This is a genomic window from Streptomyces sp. NPDC002870 (assembly GCF_042888505.1).
GTDB lineage: Bacteria > Actinomycetota > Actinomycetes > Streptomycetales > Streptomycetaceae > Streptomyces.
Window position 1 is genome coordinate 34552 of the sequence record NZ_JBIAPW010000044.1, and the last position, 16040, is coordinate 50591.

The following is a 16040-nucleotide window of genomic DNA, read 5'->3' on the forward strand; positions in this document are numbered from 1 at the left end:
ACAGTCCTTCGGCTGGACTCAACCCCCGGACCGGACCCGCCGAACCAGTCCGGTCGTCCGACCGACCTTGTGAACGGCCTGTGGGTCCGAGGAGGGTGAACCGCGCACCCAGGTTTCTCGTGGGGGGCGTTGCGCTGCCCGTCCACAGACAGCAGCACCTTCAAAAGAGGCGAGGACATGCGACCCATCTTGGCGAAAGCACTCACGACAGTGGCATCGCTGCAGGCATGACGGCATTGATGCCGGCGGGTCAGGCAGCGGCCATCACCTCCTGACCTGTAAGGGGGCTCAGGGCGGCCCGAGTACATCCGGTGCGGTCAGGGCGCGCGCGGTATCAGCGAAGTACGACTCCGGGGCCGCTTCGGCGAGGCCGAGGGCGACTCCCTGGCTGAGGCCGACAAGGAGCGCTCTGAGCGCGGTGGCCAGACGTTGCGCCTGACGTGGCGTCACGGGGACCCCATGGTGCGATCTGCCGGCGAGCAGCGCGGTCAGGCGTTCCTCGTGCGCCCGGACGGACGCGGCGAGCCTGGTCTGCAGATCCGGGTCGCTCAGGGCCATGTCCTGCAGGCTGATCTCGAACGACAGGTGCCGCAAAGCGTCGGGGTCGTCGCAGACGCGCCGGTAGTAGCGGGCGAAGGCGCCGGCCGCCTCCACCAGGTCGAGTTCGGCGGGGGCGGCCTGCTCCATGCCTTCGTAGTGCGGGCCGAGGTAATCCGTCCAACGGTGGATCCGTCGTCACATGGCCCGCACGCGCTGAGGTCTGCCGACCCATCGGCTTCCCGAAGCCGGCCTCGACGCCGCGGCGGCGTGCCGGGGCAGGCAGGCGGTTGGGCATGCCCGCCCACAGCGGGGAGGGGCATCAACTGCCGAGGATCTGCGCGAAGCGCTCGGCACTGATGTTGCCGCCCGAGACGATGACGCCGATCCGCGCCGGCACGGGGCTGATCCGGCCGGACAGAAGAGCCGCCAGCGGGGTGGCGCCGCTGGGCTCGACGACGGTCTTCATACGTTCGAAGGCCAGGCGCATGGCGTCACGGATCTCGTCGTCGGTGACGACGGCGATCTCGTCCACCAGCCGCCGGTTGATGGAGAAGGTGAGCTCGCCCGGGATGTCGGCCGCCTGACCGTCGGCGATGGTGCTGGGCACAGGCACGGAGATCCGTCGGCCCGCCTCCAGCGACCGCTTCGTGTCGTCCCCGCCCTCCGGCTCGACCCCGATCACCCGGATCCCGGGCAGCAGGCCTTTGGCGGCGGTGGCGCTGCCGGCGATCAGGCCGCCGCCGCCGACCGGCACCACCAGGGCGTCGAGGTCGCCGGCCTCCTCGATCAGCTCCAGGGCGGCGGTGCCCTGCCCGGCGATCACGTGCGGGTGCTCGTACGGGGGGATGAGCGCCAGGCCCCGGTCGGCGGCCAACGCCTCCCCTATGGCGACCCGGTCGCCGGTGTAACGGTCGTAGGTGACTACTTCTGCGCCGTAGCCGAGTGTGGCCTCCACCTTGGAGCGCGGTGTGTCCTCCGGCATGAGGATGACCGCGGTGGTGCCCAGCTGCCGGGCTGCCAGCGCGACGGCCTGGGAGTGGTTGCCCGAGGAATAGGCGGCGATGCCTCTGGCCAACTGCTCCGGGGACAGGCGCGATGCGGCGTTGTACGCACCGCGGAACTTGAAGGCGCCGATGCGCTGGAGGTTCTCGCACTTGACGAGGACCTCCGCACCGACCAAGTCGTCCAGTGTGCGCGAGCGCAGCACGGGAGTGCGGTGCGCGACTCCCTCGATCCGGGCGGCGGCGTCGCGGACGTCGTCCAGAGTGACCTGCGGGGTGTCGCTCATGCGTGTGCTCCATCCTGGTCTGTGCCGTCCGGGCCGGGCGCAAGCGGCCCTGACCTGGTCCTGGCGAGGTAGCTGTAGGCGGAGGCCCGGGAGATGCCGAGCCGGTCCGCCACCTGCTGGGCGGCGCCGCGTACGGCGAATACTCCGCGGTTGTCGAGACTGCGGAACAGCTCCAGGCGTTCGGCGCGGCTGAGTTCGGGCCACGCCTTGTTCTGCCTCAGCTGGTGGGCGTCCACGATCGCGTCGACCACGGAGTCGATGTCGTCGGCGAAGGTGGTCGTCGGAACCGCGGCACTACCGGCCACGCCGGCGAGTTCGCCGACCAGCGCGTGCGCCTGGTTCACGGCGGTGATGTCGAGGTTGATGCACAGCGCTCCGAAGACCGTGCCCGCAGAGTCGCGCAGGACCATGGTGGACGACTTGACCAGCTTCCCGGACCGGGTGCGGGTGATGTAGTTCAGCTCGTCGGCTGCCTCGTCGCCCCTGGCGAGAAGACCCATGCCGATCTCGCTCATCGACCCGCCCACCGTGCGCCCGGTCACCGAACCGGCGATGGCGACGACGGAACTCTCCGGTCGGCGGAAGTCGTGGACGACCACCTCAGAGAAAGAGCCAAGCGTCGCGGCGATACCGTCCACGACGGGCGTGAGAGCGGCAAGGATCGCGTCCTGCTCCTCAGCGGGCACAGGGCACTCCTGATGCCGTTCCCACGCGGGCGAGTGCCTCGATCTCGACACAGCCGCCGTAGGGCAGCTCCGCCACCCCCACGCAGCTGCGGGCGGGGCGGGGACCGGAAAAGAACCTCTGGTACGCGGCGTTGAGCCGCGGGCGGTCGGCGATGTCGGTCAGATAGGCCACTACCTTGACCACGTCGCCCCGGGCCGCGCCCGCGGACCGCAGGGCCTCGTCGAGGTTGGCGAACGCCTGCGCACACTCGGCCTCGAACCCGCCCGGAACCAGCACTCCGGGCTCGCTCACCCCCAGGCGCCCGGACACGGCCACCAGGTCACCGCTGCGAAAAGCCACCGAATAGGGGTGCTCGTCCACCCGCTCCGGTGCCACATGGTCTCCACCGGGCCGCACGTTGGACATCTGTCCTCCCCAAGGGTGCCGCGTGCCGCTCGCGACGACGGCACCCACGCTCTGCTCTGGACTGTGATTCCAGCATCTGGACTCAGATTCCATAATCTAGCACTCCGCCGGCCTGTGTCTGCGGCCGGCGGACCGGGCCACGGTGCCGAATGAACCGGGCAGCGTCTTGGTGCGTAGCAACATAAGCCGGGGAGGGGCCGCCCCCTCGCCGGTTTTCCGGCTCCGGTCGCCTACCCCCGAGGCACCGGAGCCGGTGCCCATCCGGGCGTGCACCGATGCCGCCCCCACTCCTGACGCGCCGCCAGAGGGGTCCGCTCTGCACCGGCGACAGGCGGCCGCGCGGCCCCGCCGGAGCGGCCCGCGCGGAGACGACGCGGACCCGTGGAGTGCGGCTCGGGCCGCGGTGACCGAGAAGTCGGAGCTTGCATGGCGTTCCTCTGTCACGCCGCGGTGATCGCGATGCTCCATCTCGCGCTGGTGGGGGTGGCGGTGGGCAGCGGCCGGCCGACAACGACCCTGCGGTTCACTGCCCTCGCGACGGCAGCCGCGTATCCCGTCGTCCGCCTCACCGTCGAGCGGACCGACGCGTCACTTGCCCCCTGGGCCACGCAGATCTTCTCCCTCACCGGCGCGCTGGCAGTGGCAGCCCTGGTCCATTGGGTCGTCAGAGGGCTGCACGCGCAGCGCGACTGCGAGGGAAGGGGCTGAACCTGGTACCGCCCCGGCCGCATGGCCTGGACGCCCGGCGCGCAGCGGCCGGCGCACAAGGCGGGGCGCCAGGCAGGCGGGTGCCGGTCGGTCCGCGCCGGAATGCCCTGCGACCGAAGGCAGGTCAGCCGGTGACACCCCGATCTTCCAGCCCCTTCCGCAGGGCCCGCAGCGCGTAGTAGGAACGGGACTTGACCGTGCCGGGCGGAATGCCGAGGTGTGCCGAAACCTGGGCCACGCTGCACTCCAGGTAGTACATGAGTTTGATGATCTCGCGGTGCTGATCGGTCAGTTCACCCAGGGCCTCGATGACGACCTGGGACGTGAGCAGGCGTTCCGTCCCGTCCGCCACGGAGATGTCCAGGAGTTCGAGCGACATGGTCTCCGCGGGGCGGACCTTTCGCGCGCGATGCTGGTCGATGACCAGGTTCTTCACGACCGTGTACAGCCACGGCCGTGCCTCGCTCACGTTCATCTCCAGTGCGGACGCGTGCTTCCAGGCGCGGGCCGCGGCCTCCTGGAGGATGTCCTCGGCACGGTGCCAATCGCCTCCCAGAAGGCGCGCCGCGTAGCGCAGCAACAGTGTTCCGTGCTCGGCGTACAGCTCTCGGATGAACTCCTCACATCTATCGCTCAGGGCTTCGTCGGAGTGCTTCGTCATACCGACAGTGCTCGTGCCGGGCACGGCGTCCATGGTCCGCCTCATCTTGTGGCGTCCTCATCCATCGATCAGGTTCGTTGTGGGGCGCCCCGGGTAAGACACGTGGGCGGCTACACACTGGTCGTACAGACTTAAACGTTCCTTGCCGAATTCTTGCCGCCGGCACTGGCGTCGCCCCACCGCCCGTCCTGGGCAACGGAGATCAGTGGGCGCCCGACCCGGCGAGCAGCCATCGTGGATCCTCGGCATGTGCAGCGCCCGCCCCGGCCGGGGCGTCGGGAGACGGCGGTTGCCACACACGGATCCCCGGGGTCCGCTCCGCGTTCCACGGCTCGGTTGCCGCCGCATGGACGGCCCTCACGGACGACGGCTTCAAGGGCCTCTGCACCAGAGTCGGTTATGGGATCGCCCCTGCGGACGGGCGGCCCGGGCAGGCGCCGGCGGGCGCGTTCGCCGCGGTCTAAGTCGGCGTATGGAGCAGCTGCGCGTATCCCAACTCGGTCTCCACGGTGGAGGCGTGAGCGCTGTTCTGCTGCGTCAAGGCTCGCTCCGGATCAGGAGATTGCGTGCGCGCAGGGCACGGGGGTCTGTTGCGGAAATGCGGCAACATCTTCCGGGACGGGTGGTAAACGCTTCCGGTTCACCACACAAGCGGATTCCCTGCGACGGCGGGGAAGAGGCACTCTTGGCCGGCTCGCGTCGACCTGGCCGCTTCGTGCAAAAGCGGACCGGCATTCCATCAGTTGCGGATCCTTGCGGTGTGCGCACCGTGCGAATCGATGGCATCAATTCCTGCCCAGCCGCCCCCGTACCGGTTCACGGCGGAGGCACTGTTCTCCCGGTCCGCGAACCTTCCGGTGCTTCCGGAGCGAGCGGCAGGCCTGCCAAATTCGGGGCGCCGTACGGAGGTCCACGCCGGTCATGAAGTGAACCGGGGCATGCGCACCGACGTAGGTACCACGACATGTCGCGGCCGGCTTTCCCGCGGGCGTCTTGGGGGCGTCGGCGGGAAAGCCGGCCCAGGACGACGGGCAACGCACCAAGGGGAGTTCCACAGTGAAGCCGTTCTTTACGCTCCGCTCTTTCGGCCGCGCAGGTGGGAAACGTTCCCGCCTCGGCACGGCAGGCGGCCTTCTCGCCCTCGCCGTCCTGCTCCCCGCCTGCGGGGCGGACGCGACAGGCACCTCAGGGGCGGGGAAGGACGGCCGGGCCAAGTGGGGCGGGGACGAATGGGCCCGCGCGGCAGCGGATTTCAGCAACCCGGTCATCGAGGGGCTGTGGAAGCCCGAGCGCATGCGGGAGGCGGGTGATCCCGGCAAGGAAGTCACCGGGGACATCGCCGGGGTGCAGGGGGTGACCGATCCCGAGCCGGCCCCGGTTGAGGCCGAGCCGTTGCCCGCGCCGTACCACCGCAACGCCGCGCCCGTGGGCAAGGTCTTCTTCGACAGCCCGGAGGGGCCACAGACCTGCTCCGGGACCGTGGTGCGGGACCCGGCGCGTCCGGGCCGCTCCAACCTCGTGTGGACGGCGGGCCACTGCGTCCACGCCGGGCGCGAGGGCGGCTGGTTCCGCAATATCGTCTTCGTGCCGTCCTTCAACGACCAGGCCCTGCCCGCAGACCGGCTCGCGACCGCCTCCGGCCGGCAGATGGCACCGTTCGGCACATGGTGGGCCGACTGGGCGGCCACCTCGGACCAGTGGATCGCCCAGGGTACGGCCCAGGGCGGGAACGGAGCAGCCTTCGACTTCGCCGTCCTGCATGTCGCGCCCGCTCCCGGCTCCGCTGCCGCGTCGCTGGAGGAGGCCGTGGGCGCGGCGCTGCCGGTCGCGTTCAACGGCCCCGCGGTGCAGGACGTATCGCTTTTCGGCGCCTGGGGGTACCCGGCGGCGCCCCCGTTCGACGGCTCCACGATGCACTCCTGCACGGGGGAACCGGGCCGTCTGTCGCTGAAGGAGAACGAGCCGACGATGTACCGGGTCGGCTGCACCATGACCGGCGGATCCTCCGGCGGCGGGTGGTTCACGATCGGCTCGGACGGAAGGACCGCTCTGGTGTCGAACACGTCCATCGGCCCGGACCCGGCGGTGTGGCTGGCGGGCCCCTACCTCGGGGACACCGCCAAGGCCGTGTTCGAGCGGGTCAGCAAGCGGTTCACCCCATGAAGGAGGCGCGCGCCGGGCGGTCGCTGCACGGCGCGCGCCCCGGGTCCGGGCCGGCGGTCGGCCTCAGGTCCCGGCGGCCGTGGACACCGGGACGGGGCAGGGCAGGAGACGCCTCCCGAGGGGGCGTGTCCTGCCCTGCCGGACAGTCGCGTCAGCCCAGGAAGACCGACGAGATGTCGTTGTCGAAGTCGATGGTGCCGAGGTCCAGGATGTCGGAGGTGACCTGGGCCGAGCGACCCTTGCAGTCGCGCTCCGACCAGATCTTCACCGGTGAGCCCACAGTGGCCGACGAGATGTCGCGGATGCCGGATGCGACGTTCTGCGGGGAGACGTTCACGCAGCCGGCGCCGGAGATACGCCGCGCCGGGTTTTCCTCGGACGTGTCGTTCGGCTTGCCGAGCAACGTTATGGCGCCCTTCCCGCCGGTGGCACCGCCGGTGCCGCCGGTGCCACCGGTGTTCCCGCCGCCCGTGCCGCCGCCGTTGTTCCCGCCGAGGGACCGGATCTCCTTGCCGTCCGCCCCGATGACGAACCAGGTGCCGCCCACGCCCTGACCGTTGACGTCGCCCTTGCGCGCGTCCCCGCTGAAGCGGTACAGCGGCCAGCCTCCCAGGGTGAGCTGGACGGTGCCGTCGGCACGTTCGACGGTGCCCACGCCGGCGCTCGACTGGATGCCGGAGAGGTAGACCCGGGTCTGCTTGCCCCCGGAGTTCACCAGCACGGGCGGCCACTTATCGGCGCAGGCGTCGTTGCAGGTGGCCTTGGGGAGCTTTTGCCCGTCACCTCTGGTGTCGTTCTTGAAGAGGTAGAGGGACAGCCCTGAACCATTGACGACATTCCCCTGGGGGGACTTCTTGAGCGAGATCCATGATGTGCGGGTCGTGTCGGACCGCTTGGCGCTTATCGCCCAGTCTCCGGTGCCCTTTTTCTCTTTCGCCTCCGGAGTACCCGAACTGATGCTGACGTCGGATCCGGAGGGCTTCGCGCCCGAGGAATTCTTGTCCTGGCCGCCGCATGCGGTCAGCGCGAGAGAGCCGATCACCAAAGAGGCGACGAGAGTTGCGGCACGACTACGGAGCATGACTTCCCCACATTGGTTCAAGAAGACTTTGTCATCCCTGCCAACGCGCGCAGCGGCGGTCCGGTTCAAGGTTCTGCGCCTGCCGCACCGTGGGGGAGACACACGATCGCCCGGCGCGCTCAACGGGACACCGGCCTGCAGGATGCGAGCGGGCCGCCTTCGGAGCGCTGTGTCTTGCAGCCCTTGATGCCGGGGGGGAGCGTGCGCGGATCGACGGCCTCCGACGGCGCACCGCAGTGGTAAAGGCCTTCGGGCATGGAGTCGCGATCATGAGGGAGCAACCAGAAGACACGGCGCAGGAACGTGCCGGACGTACGGGACGATCGCTCCTGCCGGAACGCACGACCGGCCGGCCGTGGTGCACCCCCGTGCACCAGGGCACGTACCGACGGACGGCGGACAGTGCCCGGACGGCGTACGCGCGATACGGCGCCGGCCGCGCAGGCGGGTCGGAACGGCATGAGTCCCCCCTTCCGCAACTGAAGCGACCCGTCGTGGAGACAGGGGCCGATCCGTGCACGCCGACGCCGCGCCGACTGCCCTGCAGACAGCCCGGTGCGGCTATGGAGCCTCCCGGAGCCGGACCTGCCCGCCGAAGCGACCGAAGCGACCGTCCCTCCGACACCGGTCTACGAGCCAGTCCCGGCCGCGGTTCACGGGGTGCGGACCGTGTGCGCGAGCGGCTGCAACTGCCCGAGGTGCCCCCGCGGCGGCACCCGCGCTCCGACTTGACCCCGACTATTCGCTTAGTTAATAGTGGCACAGGTGTCCACGTCCCTCATCCTTCTCGGCCTGCTGACGCCGCACCCTCTGCACGGGTACGAGCTGAAGCGAGCGCACGACACGCACCTGCCCAGCGCCCGGCCACTGGCTTTCGGGCAGGTGTACGCGACGCTCAACCGCCTCGTGCGCGACGGCCTGGCCAGCGAAGCGGGTCATGAGAGGGCCGGCGGACCCGATCGCACGGCGTACGAGGTCACCGATGACGGCCGCCGGTCGCTCATGGACTGGCTGGGTACGCCCGAGCCGCCGGCTCCGCATCTGTCGAGCACCCTGCTCGCCAAGACGGTGATCGCCCTGCTCGTCGCCGACGAGGCGAGTGCCCGCCGACAACTGTCCGAACAGCGGGCCGCCCACCTTGCGCGGATGCGCGAGCTCACGGCGGTGAAGACCGCCCCGGGCACGGCCGTCGCCGAAGTACTCGCCGCCGACCTGGCGATCGCCCACCTCGACGCCGACCTGCGGTGGATGCAGACCGCAACGGAACGCGTCGCCGACCTGCGCCTGGAGGTGCACCGATAATGATCGAAACCCGTGCCGTGACGAAGTCGTACGGACCAAGTCCGGCACTGCGCGGCCTTTCGCTCGCGCTGCAGGACGGAGAGATCGTCGCCGTTACCGGGCCCAGCGGCTGCGGCAAGTCGACGCTGCTGCACGTCATGTCCGGCATCCTGCGCCCGGACGGCGGAGAGGTCCACTACCGCGGCGCCCGCATCGACGACATGAGCGAAGCCCGGCGCTCCCTGCTGCGGCGCACAGACTTCGGCGTGCTGTTCCAGTTCGGCCAGCTCGTGGCGGAACTTCCGGCGGTGGAGAACGTCGCGCTGCCTCTGCTGCTCGGCGGAACCGGCCGGCGGGAGGCGACGGCGCAGGCGGCCGACTGGCTCGACCGGCTCGGCGTGGCCGAGCTGGCGCAGCAGCTGCCCGGAGAGATGTCCGGCGGCCAGCAGCAACGGGTGGCGCTCGCCCGCGCCTTGGTGACCGGCCCGAAGGTGCTCTTCGCCGACGAGCCCACCGGCGCACTGGACAGCCTCGCCGGGGAGCTGGTGATGGGCCACATGGTCCGCGCCGCCCGCACCCAGGGCACCAGCGTGATGCTCGTGACCCACGACGCGACGGTCGCGGCCTACGCGGATCGCGAAATCCGCCTGCGCGACGGCATGTTGGACAGCGACGACGGCCCGCCACACGGCGCGGTCGCCGCACCCTCCAGCAGCCTGACGGAGACCTCCCGGTGAGCCCGCTGACCACGCTGCGCCTGTCGGTGGCGGGCAGTAGCTCGGACCGCGTGCGCATCGTCCTGACCGCGATCAGCTCGGTGCTCGCCACGCTGTCGCTGCTCTGCGCCGCCACAGTGACCGCGATAGCCCCCTCCCGGGCGGAGCGCTACACCAACGACCTACTCAACGGGAGCGGACTACGTCCGGGAGTCGCACTCGCGATGGTGCTGCTGACCATTCCGGCACTGACACTGGTCGCGCAGTGCAGCCGGCTCGGGGCGCCCGCGCGCGAGCACCGGCTGGCCGCGATCCGAATGGCCGGGGCGACGCCACGTCAGGTCATCCGGATCGTGGCGGTGGAGACGGGACTCGCGTCCGTCCCCGGAGTCACGTCGGGCTTCGCGGTGTTCCTCATCGGACGCGCTCTGCTCGACGCCCCCGACGCGCAGGGCCGTCGCCCACTCCCCACGGATGTGCTGCCGAACGCCGCCGCCATGGCCGGCGTCGCCCTGGGCGTGCCACTGGTCGTCGCAGCACTGACGGTGCTCACCCTGCGCAGGGCGGCCCTCACCCCCCTCGGCGTGGTCCGCAGGACCCGGCGAGCCAGGCCCCGCATCACGCCCGGCGTGCTCATCCTGATCGGGCTCGGCGCCTGCGCACTGGTCGAACCGGTGCACTCCTACTTCACCCGCCACCCGCAGAACAACGACCTGCCGATGCTCGTCACCGGAGGGCTGATCCTGATCGGCGTCCTCGCCGTCGGCACCGGCGTCGTCAGCGGCACAGGCTGGATCACACACACCATCGGCCGTCTCCTCCAGCGCTACGCCCGCAAGCCCGCCGGGCTCCTCGCCGGCCGGCGCATGACGGCCGATCCCTGGTCGGGCAGCCGTACGTTCTCCGCCATGCTCGTCGCCCTGGTCATCGGCTCGGCGGCGGCCGGCCTCGCCGCGCTCACGGTGGCATCGGTCTCGGCACAGCAGGAGAACACCCGCCGCTTCGCCGCGCTGGTCGGTGAGCCGTACAAGCCTGCGGGCACAGGCCTGTACTCGCGGGCATACGAACTCGTGGGCTACGCCTCGCTGGTGGCCCTGGTGATCGCCGCCGCCGGACTCCTCGTGGCGCTCGCCGACACGGTCCTCGCCCAGCGGCGCGCGCTCGCCTCGCTGATCGCCACGGGAACGCCGCGCGGCATCCTGGCCCGCGCGATCGGCTGGCAGACCCTGACCCCGGTCGCCCCGGCAGTGGGCCTCGCGGTACTGGCGGGCGTTCTGCTGCCCCGCTTCGCCGTCCCCGACGCGAAGGACACCATGGACATGCAGACCTGGCGCTGCTCACCGCTGCCGGGCGACAGCGCCTCCGCCTGCCTGGACCCGGCGTACTCCCAGGCACACAGTGTGCAGGTCAGCGCAGAGAAAGTACCCGTCACCGTGCACACACCGTGGGACCAGGTGCTGCTGCTCGCCGGAACGGCGATCACCGCAACCGTGGTCATCACACTGGTCGCCCTGCTCTTCCTGCGGATGAGCACGCGTGCCGGCGAGTTGCGCACCGCCTGAGAGTCCGGACGCGTGACGGGCCCGTCCCCGCGCACCTGGGTACCGGCCCCGGGAGTCCGCCGGGACGGGGCCTGTCCCGCGCACTTCGCAGCGCCGGGGGCCCGGCACTGGGTTCCGGGTCACCTGCTGCGGCAGGCAGGGCAGGTGACCGGAGCGGAGCGAGACTGCTCTCCCGGTCCGATATCGCGCGGCCACCGATACCTATGCCTACGGATGCCGCGGTCGGCAGGTTGACCATGTGCCGCGGTATTCCTGCACCAGCCGCTGGATCCCCGGAGTCGCGGGACTCCGTACGGCGCCGAGGTACGTCAGGATGTCCAGTCCGAACCCGGCTGCGGGCACCCGAGGCTGGGCAGCACCACCGAGCGGAAGTAGTCCCGCAGATAGGCGGGATCGGAATCACACCCCGTCAGGAAGTGCCTCGACACCAGGGCGCCGACGACAAGTTCGGCGAAGTGCGGCACAGCGGGACAGTCCTGCTCGACCTCGCCCCGCCGCACCGCCCGTGCGACGAGCGTGCGCACCGCGTCGAGCTGCACATCGATGAAGTGGCGGCGCATGGCCTGTTCCAGGTCCGGGTGGGTGCGCATCGCATGCGTCATCGCCGAGAAGAGACTGGACGCTTCGGCAGCGCAGCCGCCTGCCCGCACCGCGAGCTCGTCGAGATCGCCCGCCAAGGTGCCGCTGTCTATGGTGTCGACGGACACCGGCTGGGCGTGTGACAGGGCCGCAGCTACGAGTTCGGCCTTGTTCGCCCAGCGGCGGTACAAGGTCGCCTTGCTCGTCCGCAACCGAGCGCTGACCATGTCCATGGTCAGCGCCTCGAAACCGACGTCCCGCACCAGGCCGAGCACGCCGGCGTAGATCGTCCGCTCCCGTTCGCCGTTGAGGCGCGAACGAGGGCCGCCGGAACCCTGGAGTGCTGACATCACGTCCCTGTTCGATGTGCTGATCGTCGACGTGCGCGACGGCACCCCATGATCAACGAAGTACCGCAGCGCACTTGCACGGTGAACGCCGCCCGACACATGCCCGGGCACTCCCGGACAGGCGTGTCGGCCGCCGCCGGCCTCGGAGTTCGGGCCGCACGGGCAGCGCTTCCGGTCTCCGGGGCGGGCTCGCCGCGGCCATCTGCCGATGCGTAACGCCCGCCCCGCCCATGGGGCACCGCCGCCTCACTCCCCCTCGCGCACAGCGGCGAGAAGCTCCTCCCGGTTCGGACCCGGCTCGCTGTAGCGGGGCGCATCGGCGCCGAGTGCCACAATCCGCTCCACCAGGCCGCTCTTCACCAGGGCCTCGTCGGGGGAGGCGAGCAGGCTACCGACGTCGGCGTAGGCGCGCAGGATGTCGGGGTCCTCCAGGAGGACGGCTTCCGCCATTGAACGCAGCGCCCAGTTCGGGTCGTCCGTCTCATAGCGCTCGCCGCGCATCTCGGCGTCGATCTCGGCGACGCGGTGCCGGCACCAGGCAGTGTCGTCCTGCCAATGGTCCCCACACTCGGCATCGATCTCGCGGTCGACGCTCAGGGCGAACTCGACGGCGTCGTCCGTGCCGAGCATGCGCAGCACGTCACGTAGCCGTATCGCGTGACGCAGACCGTTCGTCATGCCCGCACCGAACTGAGGGTTGGTGGTCAGCCGCGCGTCGCCGATCGCCACGACCCCCGTGGCGACCGGCTGTCCGTCGGCGACCAGGCGACGCTGAGTGTTGTGGGTGCCGCCCATCACATGCACATCGGTCAGCGGGATGCCTTCGTTCCAGTGGGCGGCATGGGGGTACAGGGCAAGCACGCGGTCCCACACGTCCGCGCGGCTCAGCGAGCGGAGTTCCTGGTCCCGGTCGGAAGTGACCAGGGTTGTCGACCAGGTGTCGCCGTCCCCGGGGCCGCCGGTGATGGAGATGCTGTTGTGGTGGGAAAGCGGCCAGGTCCGGGAGGCCGGTACCCCCCGCTCGTCCGCCCGGAAGTAGCGCGTGTAGTAGCGGAATCCCGCTTCCTCGCGCAGCACCTCGGGCTCGGCACCCACCTGCGCGAGAAGATCGGGCACCTCGGTCCGCCGTCCGGAGGCGTCAACGACCAGGTCAGCCTCGATTCGCGCGCCGGACTCGGTCACCACTCCGGCAATATGCGTGCGGCCGGATGTGCGGGACTCGCCGACGAGCAGCGACACCACCTTGGTCCCGGCGAGGATGCGCACTCCCGGCGTCTCGGCTGCCGTGGCGAACAGCGCGGCCTCCAGGACCGGGCGCCGGGCGGTGACGGTCTCGAAGCGCTCGTCCCCCGCCTGTCGCGGGCCGACAGCCGATACGTTCCAGGCACCGGAGATCATGTTGTGTGTATTGCCGCCCGCCCCGCGGATGCGGTCGACGGTACCCGGCAGCTCCTTGTCGAGGAGGCGGAATCCTCCCGGCATGAGGACGTGCGTGTGCGCGAACTGCTTGACGCCAGGCCGCCGCCAGTCACCGCCGATGGCCGCCTCCACCGTTCGTGCGGCAGCGGGGTCCCGGTCCAGCACGGTGGCGCGATGGCCGTCCGCGGCGAGCAGCATCGAGGCGGCCAGGCCGACAGGACCGGCTCCGATGATCAATACGTGGGCCATGCGGGCACTCCTTGCGTCAGGGAATATGCCTCACCTTCCGTCGGACGACTGTTCACCTTCCAGGCCGGTTTCCTGCTCAGTTGGCGTGGCGGAGAACGGCGGCGGCATGGGAACTGCGGGGTGCTTGCTGCCCAGCGGAGTCTGCTCCTGCGCCTCCCCGCCCGGCCGCTCCGAGGCAGCGGGCCGCTCCGTGCCCGAGTGCAAGGCCGGTTCAGAGCCTCACGTACAGGCCGCCGGTGAGCACTTCGCTGCCGGATCTGAGCGGCATCGCAGTGGCCGTGCCCGCCGCGGCAGGCGCCGGTCTGCCCCGTGAAGGCAGGACGCAGGCCGTCGTCGGCTCCGTCGGCCGCGCGCCCCGGGCTCAGGTCGCCGCCAGTGCCTCGGTCGGGGTCAGCCGCGAGGCACGTATCGACGGGTAGACGCCGGCTGCCATTCCCACCAGGACCGCACCTGCGCATCCGCCGACCACCGCTTGCGAAGGAATCACCGGGGGCCAGCCCTGGTAGCCGGCATAGCCGACGACGGCCAGGATGCCCAGCAGGGTCCCCGCCACCCCACCCAGCGTGGAGAGGGCGACGGACTCGGTGAGGAACTGGCCTCTGATCTGGCCCCGGTTGGCCCCCAGGGCTCGGCGCAGCCCTATCTCGCGGCGGCGTTCGAGGACGGATATGAACATGGTGTTGGCCACCCCGATGCCTCCCACCAGCAGGGCGACGCCCGCGAGTCCCAGGAACAGGGCCGAGAAGGTGTTCTCGGTGGCCCGTTTCGCGGCCAGGGCGTCGGAGGGCCGGCTGACCTGCACGACACCGGGCAACTGGGGATTGATGGTGGCGGCCAGTACCGCCCGGACGTCCTCGATGGCGTCTTCTCTGGCCTTGACGTAGATCACCGTGGGGTGGCCGTCGAACCGGAGCTGGTTGCCGGCCGCCTCCCAGCCGACCATCACCGAACGGTCGATGTCGGCCGCCAGCGTCACCGGGTCCAGGATCCCGATCACGGTGAACCAGCGCTTGTTGATGTAGATCTGCGGGGCAGGATCATCAGGGTTCAGCTCGGAGAACCCGAGCCGGGAGGCGGCCGCGGAACCGAGCACAGCCGTCGGGAGCTTTTCGGTCCCGGCGTTGAGGAACTGTCCCGATCTGACCGAGCCGTTGACCGCTTCGAGAAGGTTCCGCTTGGTGGCCAGAACGGTCAGGCCGCTGTAGTCGCTGGAGCCGACGCGGTCGGAACGGTGGACGGCGGCATGAGTGTTGGCAACGGCACTGGTGACGGTGACGGGTGCGATGCGGCTGACCATGTCCACCGACTCCTCGGGGAGGAGTACCGGCGGATCGGCGCCCGGCGTCGGCACGGCCTGCAGCGCGTTGGTTCCCAGCGCCGCGAGCTCCTCCATCAGCGCCTTCTGGCTGGAGGCGGGAATCCCCGTCACCACAATCATTGTGGCGATGCCGATCGAGATGCCCAGGGCGGACAGTGCCGCCCTGACCTTACGGGTGCGGATGCCGAGCAGTCCGAGGCCCAGCAGATCGGCCGGTGCCAGCCGTACGGGCTTGGTACCGGCGATGAGCCGGCCTCCGTTGCTCGCCGCGTCGGCCCCGCCGTGGGCCGGGCGGCCGACGGGCCCGCCACGTGGCCGACGGCGTTTTCCCCCGCCTTCGCGGGTCGGGGACTGTATCGGTGCTTCGGTCATGCGTGGCTCCGCGTCAGCGTGTCGGCCACAATCCGGCCGTCCAGAATCTCTACTCGGCGGGGCAACTGTGCGGCGATGTCCCGGTCATGGGTGATGATCGCGATGGTGGTTCCCTCTTCGTTCAGTCTGGTCAGCAGCTCCAGGACCGCCCTGCCGTTGGCGGTGTCCAGGGCTCCGGTCGGCTCGTCGGCCAGGACCAGAGACGGTTCGTTGACGAGGGCGCGGGCGATGGCGACTCGCTGCCGCTCTCCGCCGGAGAGCTGGTGGGGCAGGTGCCCGACACGGTGCGCGAGGCCGACCCGGCCCAGTGCCTCGACCGCCAGGGGACGCCTCAGGCGGCGTTTCACTCCGGCGTAGAGCAGCCCGGTGGCCACGTTCTCCGCGGCGGTGAGCCCGTCGGTGAGATGGAACTGCTGGAAGACGAAGCCGAGCCATCGGCCTCGCAGGGCTGACAGCCTCCGGTCGGACAGCGCGGCGACGTCCTGGCCGCCGATCTCCACAGTGCCGTGGGTCGGGCGGTCCAGCGTGCCCATGATGTTGAGCAGTGTTGACTTTCCCGACCCCGAGGGGCCGACGATGGCGACCAGTTCCCCTTCGCCGATGGTGAGCGAGACCTCGTCCAGTGCTCTGACTCCGCCGGGGTAGGCCATGCTCGCGTCGC

The 16040-nt window shown here is 70.5% G+C and carries 15 protein-coding genes and 1 pseudogene; 5 read left to right on the forward strand and 11 right to left on the reverse strand.

From position 1 onward, the window contains the following. Positions 1–288: 288 nt before the first annotated feature. The 4 genes from ACFYWY_RS34430 to ACFYWY_RS34445 form a co-directional block, all read right to left on the reverse strand. Entirely contained in the window at positions 289–687 is a 399-nt protein-coding gene (locus tag ACFYWY_RS34430; RefSeq protein WP_389194221.1) for a hypothetical protein, read from the reverse strand. A gap of 172 nt (positions 688–859) precedes the next feature. Then, positions 860–1828 (reverse strand): pyridoxal-phosphate dependent enzyme, encoded by a 969-nt coding sequence (locus ACFYWY_RS34435; protein WP_389194224.1) that lies wholly within the window; start codon positions 1826–1828, stop codon positions 860–862. Then, positions 1825–2514: a transcriptional regulator gene (locus tag ACFYWY_RS34440; protein ID WP_389194227.1), complete on the reverse strand. Its 690-nt coding sequence runs from the start codon at positions 2512–2514 to the stop codon at positions 1825–1827. The genes ACFYWY_RS34435 and ACFYWY_RS34440 overlap by 4 nt, the downstream gene beginning before the upstream one ends. Continuing rightward, positions 2504–2920 carry a RidA family protein gene (locus ACFYWY_RS34445; protein ID WP_389194230.1) on the reverse strand — a complete coding sequence of 139 codons (417 nt, stop codon included), beginning with the start codon at positions 2918–2920 and terminating at the stop codon, positions 2504–2506. The genes ACFYWY_RS34440 and ACFYWY_RS34445 overlap by 11 nt, the downstream gene beginning before the upstream one ends. A 426-nt stretch (positions 2921–3346) precedes the next feature. Between ACFYWY_RS34445 and ACFYWY_RS34450 the strand changes: the two genes are divergently transcribed. Next, entirely contained in the window at positions 3347–3628 is a 282-nt protein-coding gene (locus ACFYWY_RS34450; protein ID WP_389194233.1) for a hypothetical protein, read from the forward strand. A gap of 124 nt (positions 3629–3752) precedes the next feature. On the opposite strand, the gene ACFYWY_RS34455 is transcribed toward ACFYWY_RS34450, so the two are convergent. After that, complete coding sequence (locus ACFYWY_RS34455) at positions 3753–4334, reverse strand: sigma-70 family RNA polymerase sigma factor (protein ID WP_389194235.1); 582 nt, start codon at positions 4332–4334, stop codon at positions 3753–3755. 1011 nt (positions 4335–5345) lie between these two features. On the opposite strand from ACFYWY_RS34455, the gene ACFYWY_RS34460 reads away from it, so the two are divergent. Next, a complete protein-coding gene (locus ACFYWY_RS34460) occupies positions 5346–6452 on the forward strand; it encodes a trypsin-like serine peptidase (RefSeq protein ID WP_389194238.1) in 1107 nt (368 codons plus the stop codon). Positions 6453–6603: 151 nt separating this feature from the next. Here ACFYWY_RS34460 and ACFYWY_RS34465 read toward each other — a convergent pair whose 3' ends face one another. Continuing rightward, complete coding sequence (locus ACFYWY_RS34465) at positions 6604–7533, reverse strand: hypothetical protein (RefSeq protein ID WP_389194241.1); 930 nt, start codon at positions 7531–7533, stop codon at positions 6604–6606. 119 nt (positions 7534–7652) lie between these two features. Next, positions 7653–7859, reverse strand: a pseudogene (locus ACFYWY_RS34470) (DUF6009 family protein); the annotation flags it as partial. 439 nt (positions 7860–8298) lie between these two features. On the opposite strand from ACFYWY_RS34470, the gene ACFYWY_RS34475 reads away from it, so the two are divergent. From ACFYWY_RS34475 to ACFYWY_RS34485, 3 genes are read left to right on the forward strand one after another with little or no spacing between them, the layout of a single operon-like run. Continuing rightward, on the forward strand, positions 8299–8835 hold the full coding sequence (locus tag ACFYWY_RS34475) for a PadR family transcriptional regulator (protein WP_389194244.1): 537 nt from the start codon (positions 8299–8301) through the stop codon (positions 8833–8835). Beyond that, complete coding sequence (locus ACFYWY_RS34480; protein WP_389194246.1) at positions 8835–9551, forward strand: ABC transporter ATP-binding protein; 717 nt, start codon at positions 8835–8837, stop codon at positions 9549–9551. Before ACFYWY_RS34475 ends, ACFYWY_RS34480 begins: the two co-directional genes overlap by 1 nt. After that, positions 9548–11092 (forward strand): FtsX-like permease family protein, encoded by a 1545-nt coding sequence (locus tag ACFYWY_RS34485; RefSeq protein WP_389194249.1) that lies wholly within the window; start codon positions 9548–9550, stop codon positions 11090–11092. The genes ACFYWY_RS34480 and ACFYWY_RS34485 overlap by 4 nt, the downstream gene beginning before the upstream one ends. Before the next feature lie 308 nt (positions 11093–11400). On the opposite strand, the gene ACFYWY_RS34490 is transcribed toward ACFYWY_RS34485, so the two are convergent. The 4 genes from ACFYWY_RS34490 to ACFYWY_RS34505 form a co-directional block, all read right to left on the reverse strand. Then, positions 11401–12021, reverse strand: a complete 621-nt coding sequence (locus ACFYWY_RS34490) for a TetR/AcrR family transcriptional regulator (protein WP_389194252.1) — start codon at positions 12019–12021, stop codon at positions 11401–11403. A gap of 246 nt (positions 12022–12267) precedes the next feature. Then, complete coding sequence (locus tag ACFYWY_RS34495) at positions 12268–13689, reverse strand: FAD-dependent oxidoreductase (RefSeq protein WP_389194254.1); 1422 nt, start codon at positions 13687–13689, stop codon at positions 12268–12270. 361 nt (positions 13690–14050) lie between these two features. Beyond that, positions 14051–15379, reverse strand: coding sequence for an ABC transporter permease (locus ACFYWY_RS34500; RefSeq protein WP_389194257.1), 1329 nt, complete (start codon positions 15377–15379; stop codon positions 14051–14053). Continuing rightward, positions 15376–16029, reverse strand: coding sequence for an ABC transporter ATP-binding protein (locus ACFYWY_RS34505; protein WP_389194314.1), 654 nt, complete (start codon positions 16027–16029; stop codon positions 15376–15378). The genes ACFYWY_RS34500 and ACFYWY_RS34505 overlap by 4 nt, the downstream gene beginning before the upstream one ends. Positions 16030–16040: the final 11 nt, after the last annotated feature.

Excerpts from the sequence above, each read along its gene's own strand:
- ACFYWY_RS34430 (WP_389194221.1), bottom strand. The coding sequence starts at position 687 with ATGGAGCAGGCCGCCCCCGCCGAACTCGACCTGGTGGAGGCGGCCGGC.
- ACFYWY_RS34435 (WP_389194224.1), bottom strand. The coding sequence starts at position 1,828 with ATGAGCGACACCCCGCAGGTCACTCTGGACGACGTCCGCGACGCCGCC.
- ACFYWY_RS34445 (WP_389194230.1), bottom strand. The coding sequence starts at position 2,920 with ATGTCCAACGTGCGGCCCGGTGGAGACCATGTGGCACCGGAGCGGGTG.
- ACFYWY_RS34450 (WP_389194233.1), top strand. The coding sequence starts at position 3,347 with ATGGCGTTCCTCTGTCACGCCGCGGTGATCGCGATGCTCCATCTCGCG.
- ACFYWY_RS34455 (WP_389194235.1), bottom strand. The coding sequence starts at position 4,334 with ATGAGGCGGACCATGGACGCCGTGCCCGGCACGAGCACTGTCGGTATG.
- ACFYWY_RS34465 (WP_389194241.1), bottom strand. The coding sequence starts at position 7,533 with ATGCTCCGTAGTCGTGCCGCAACTCTCGTCGCCTCTTTGGTGATCGGC.
- ACFYWY_RS34480 (WP_389194246.1), top strand. The coding sequence starts at position 8,835 with ATGATCGAAACCCGTGCCGTGACGAAGTCGTACGGACCAAGTCCGGCA.
- ACFYWY_RS34490 (WP_389194252.1), bottom strand. The coding sequence starts at position 12,021 with ATGTCAGCACTCCAGGGTTCCGGCGGCCCTCGTTCGCGCCTCAACGGC.
- ACFYWY_RS34495 (WP_389194254.1), bottom strand. The coding sequence starts at position 13,689 with ATGGCCCACGTATTGATCATCGGAGCCGGTCCTGTCGGCCTGGCCGCC.
- ACFYWY_RS34500 (WP_389194257.1), bottom strand. The coding sequence starts at position 15,379 with ATGACCGAAGCACCGATACAGTCCCCGACCCGCGAAGGCGGGGGAAAA.
- ACFYWY_RS34505 (WP_389194314.1), bottom strand. The coding sequence starts at position 16,029 with ATGGCCTACCCCGGCGGAGTCAGAGCACTGGACGAGGTCTCGCTCACC.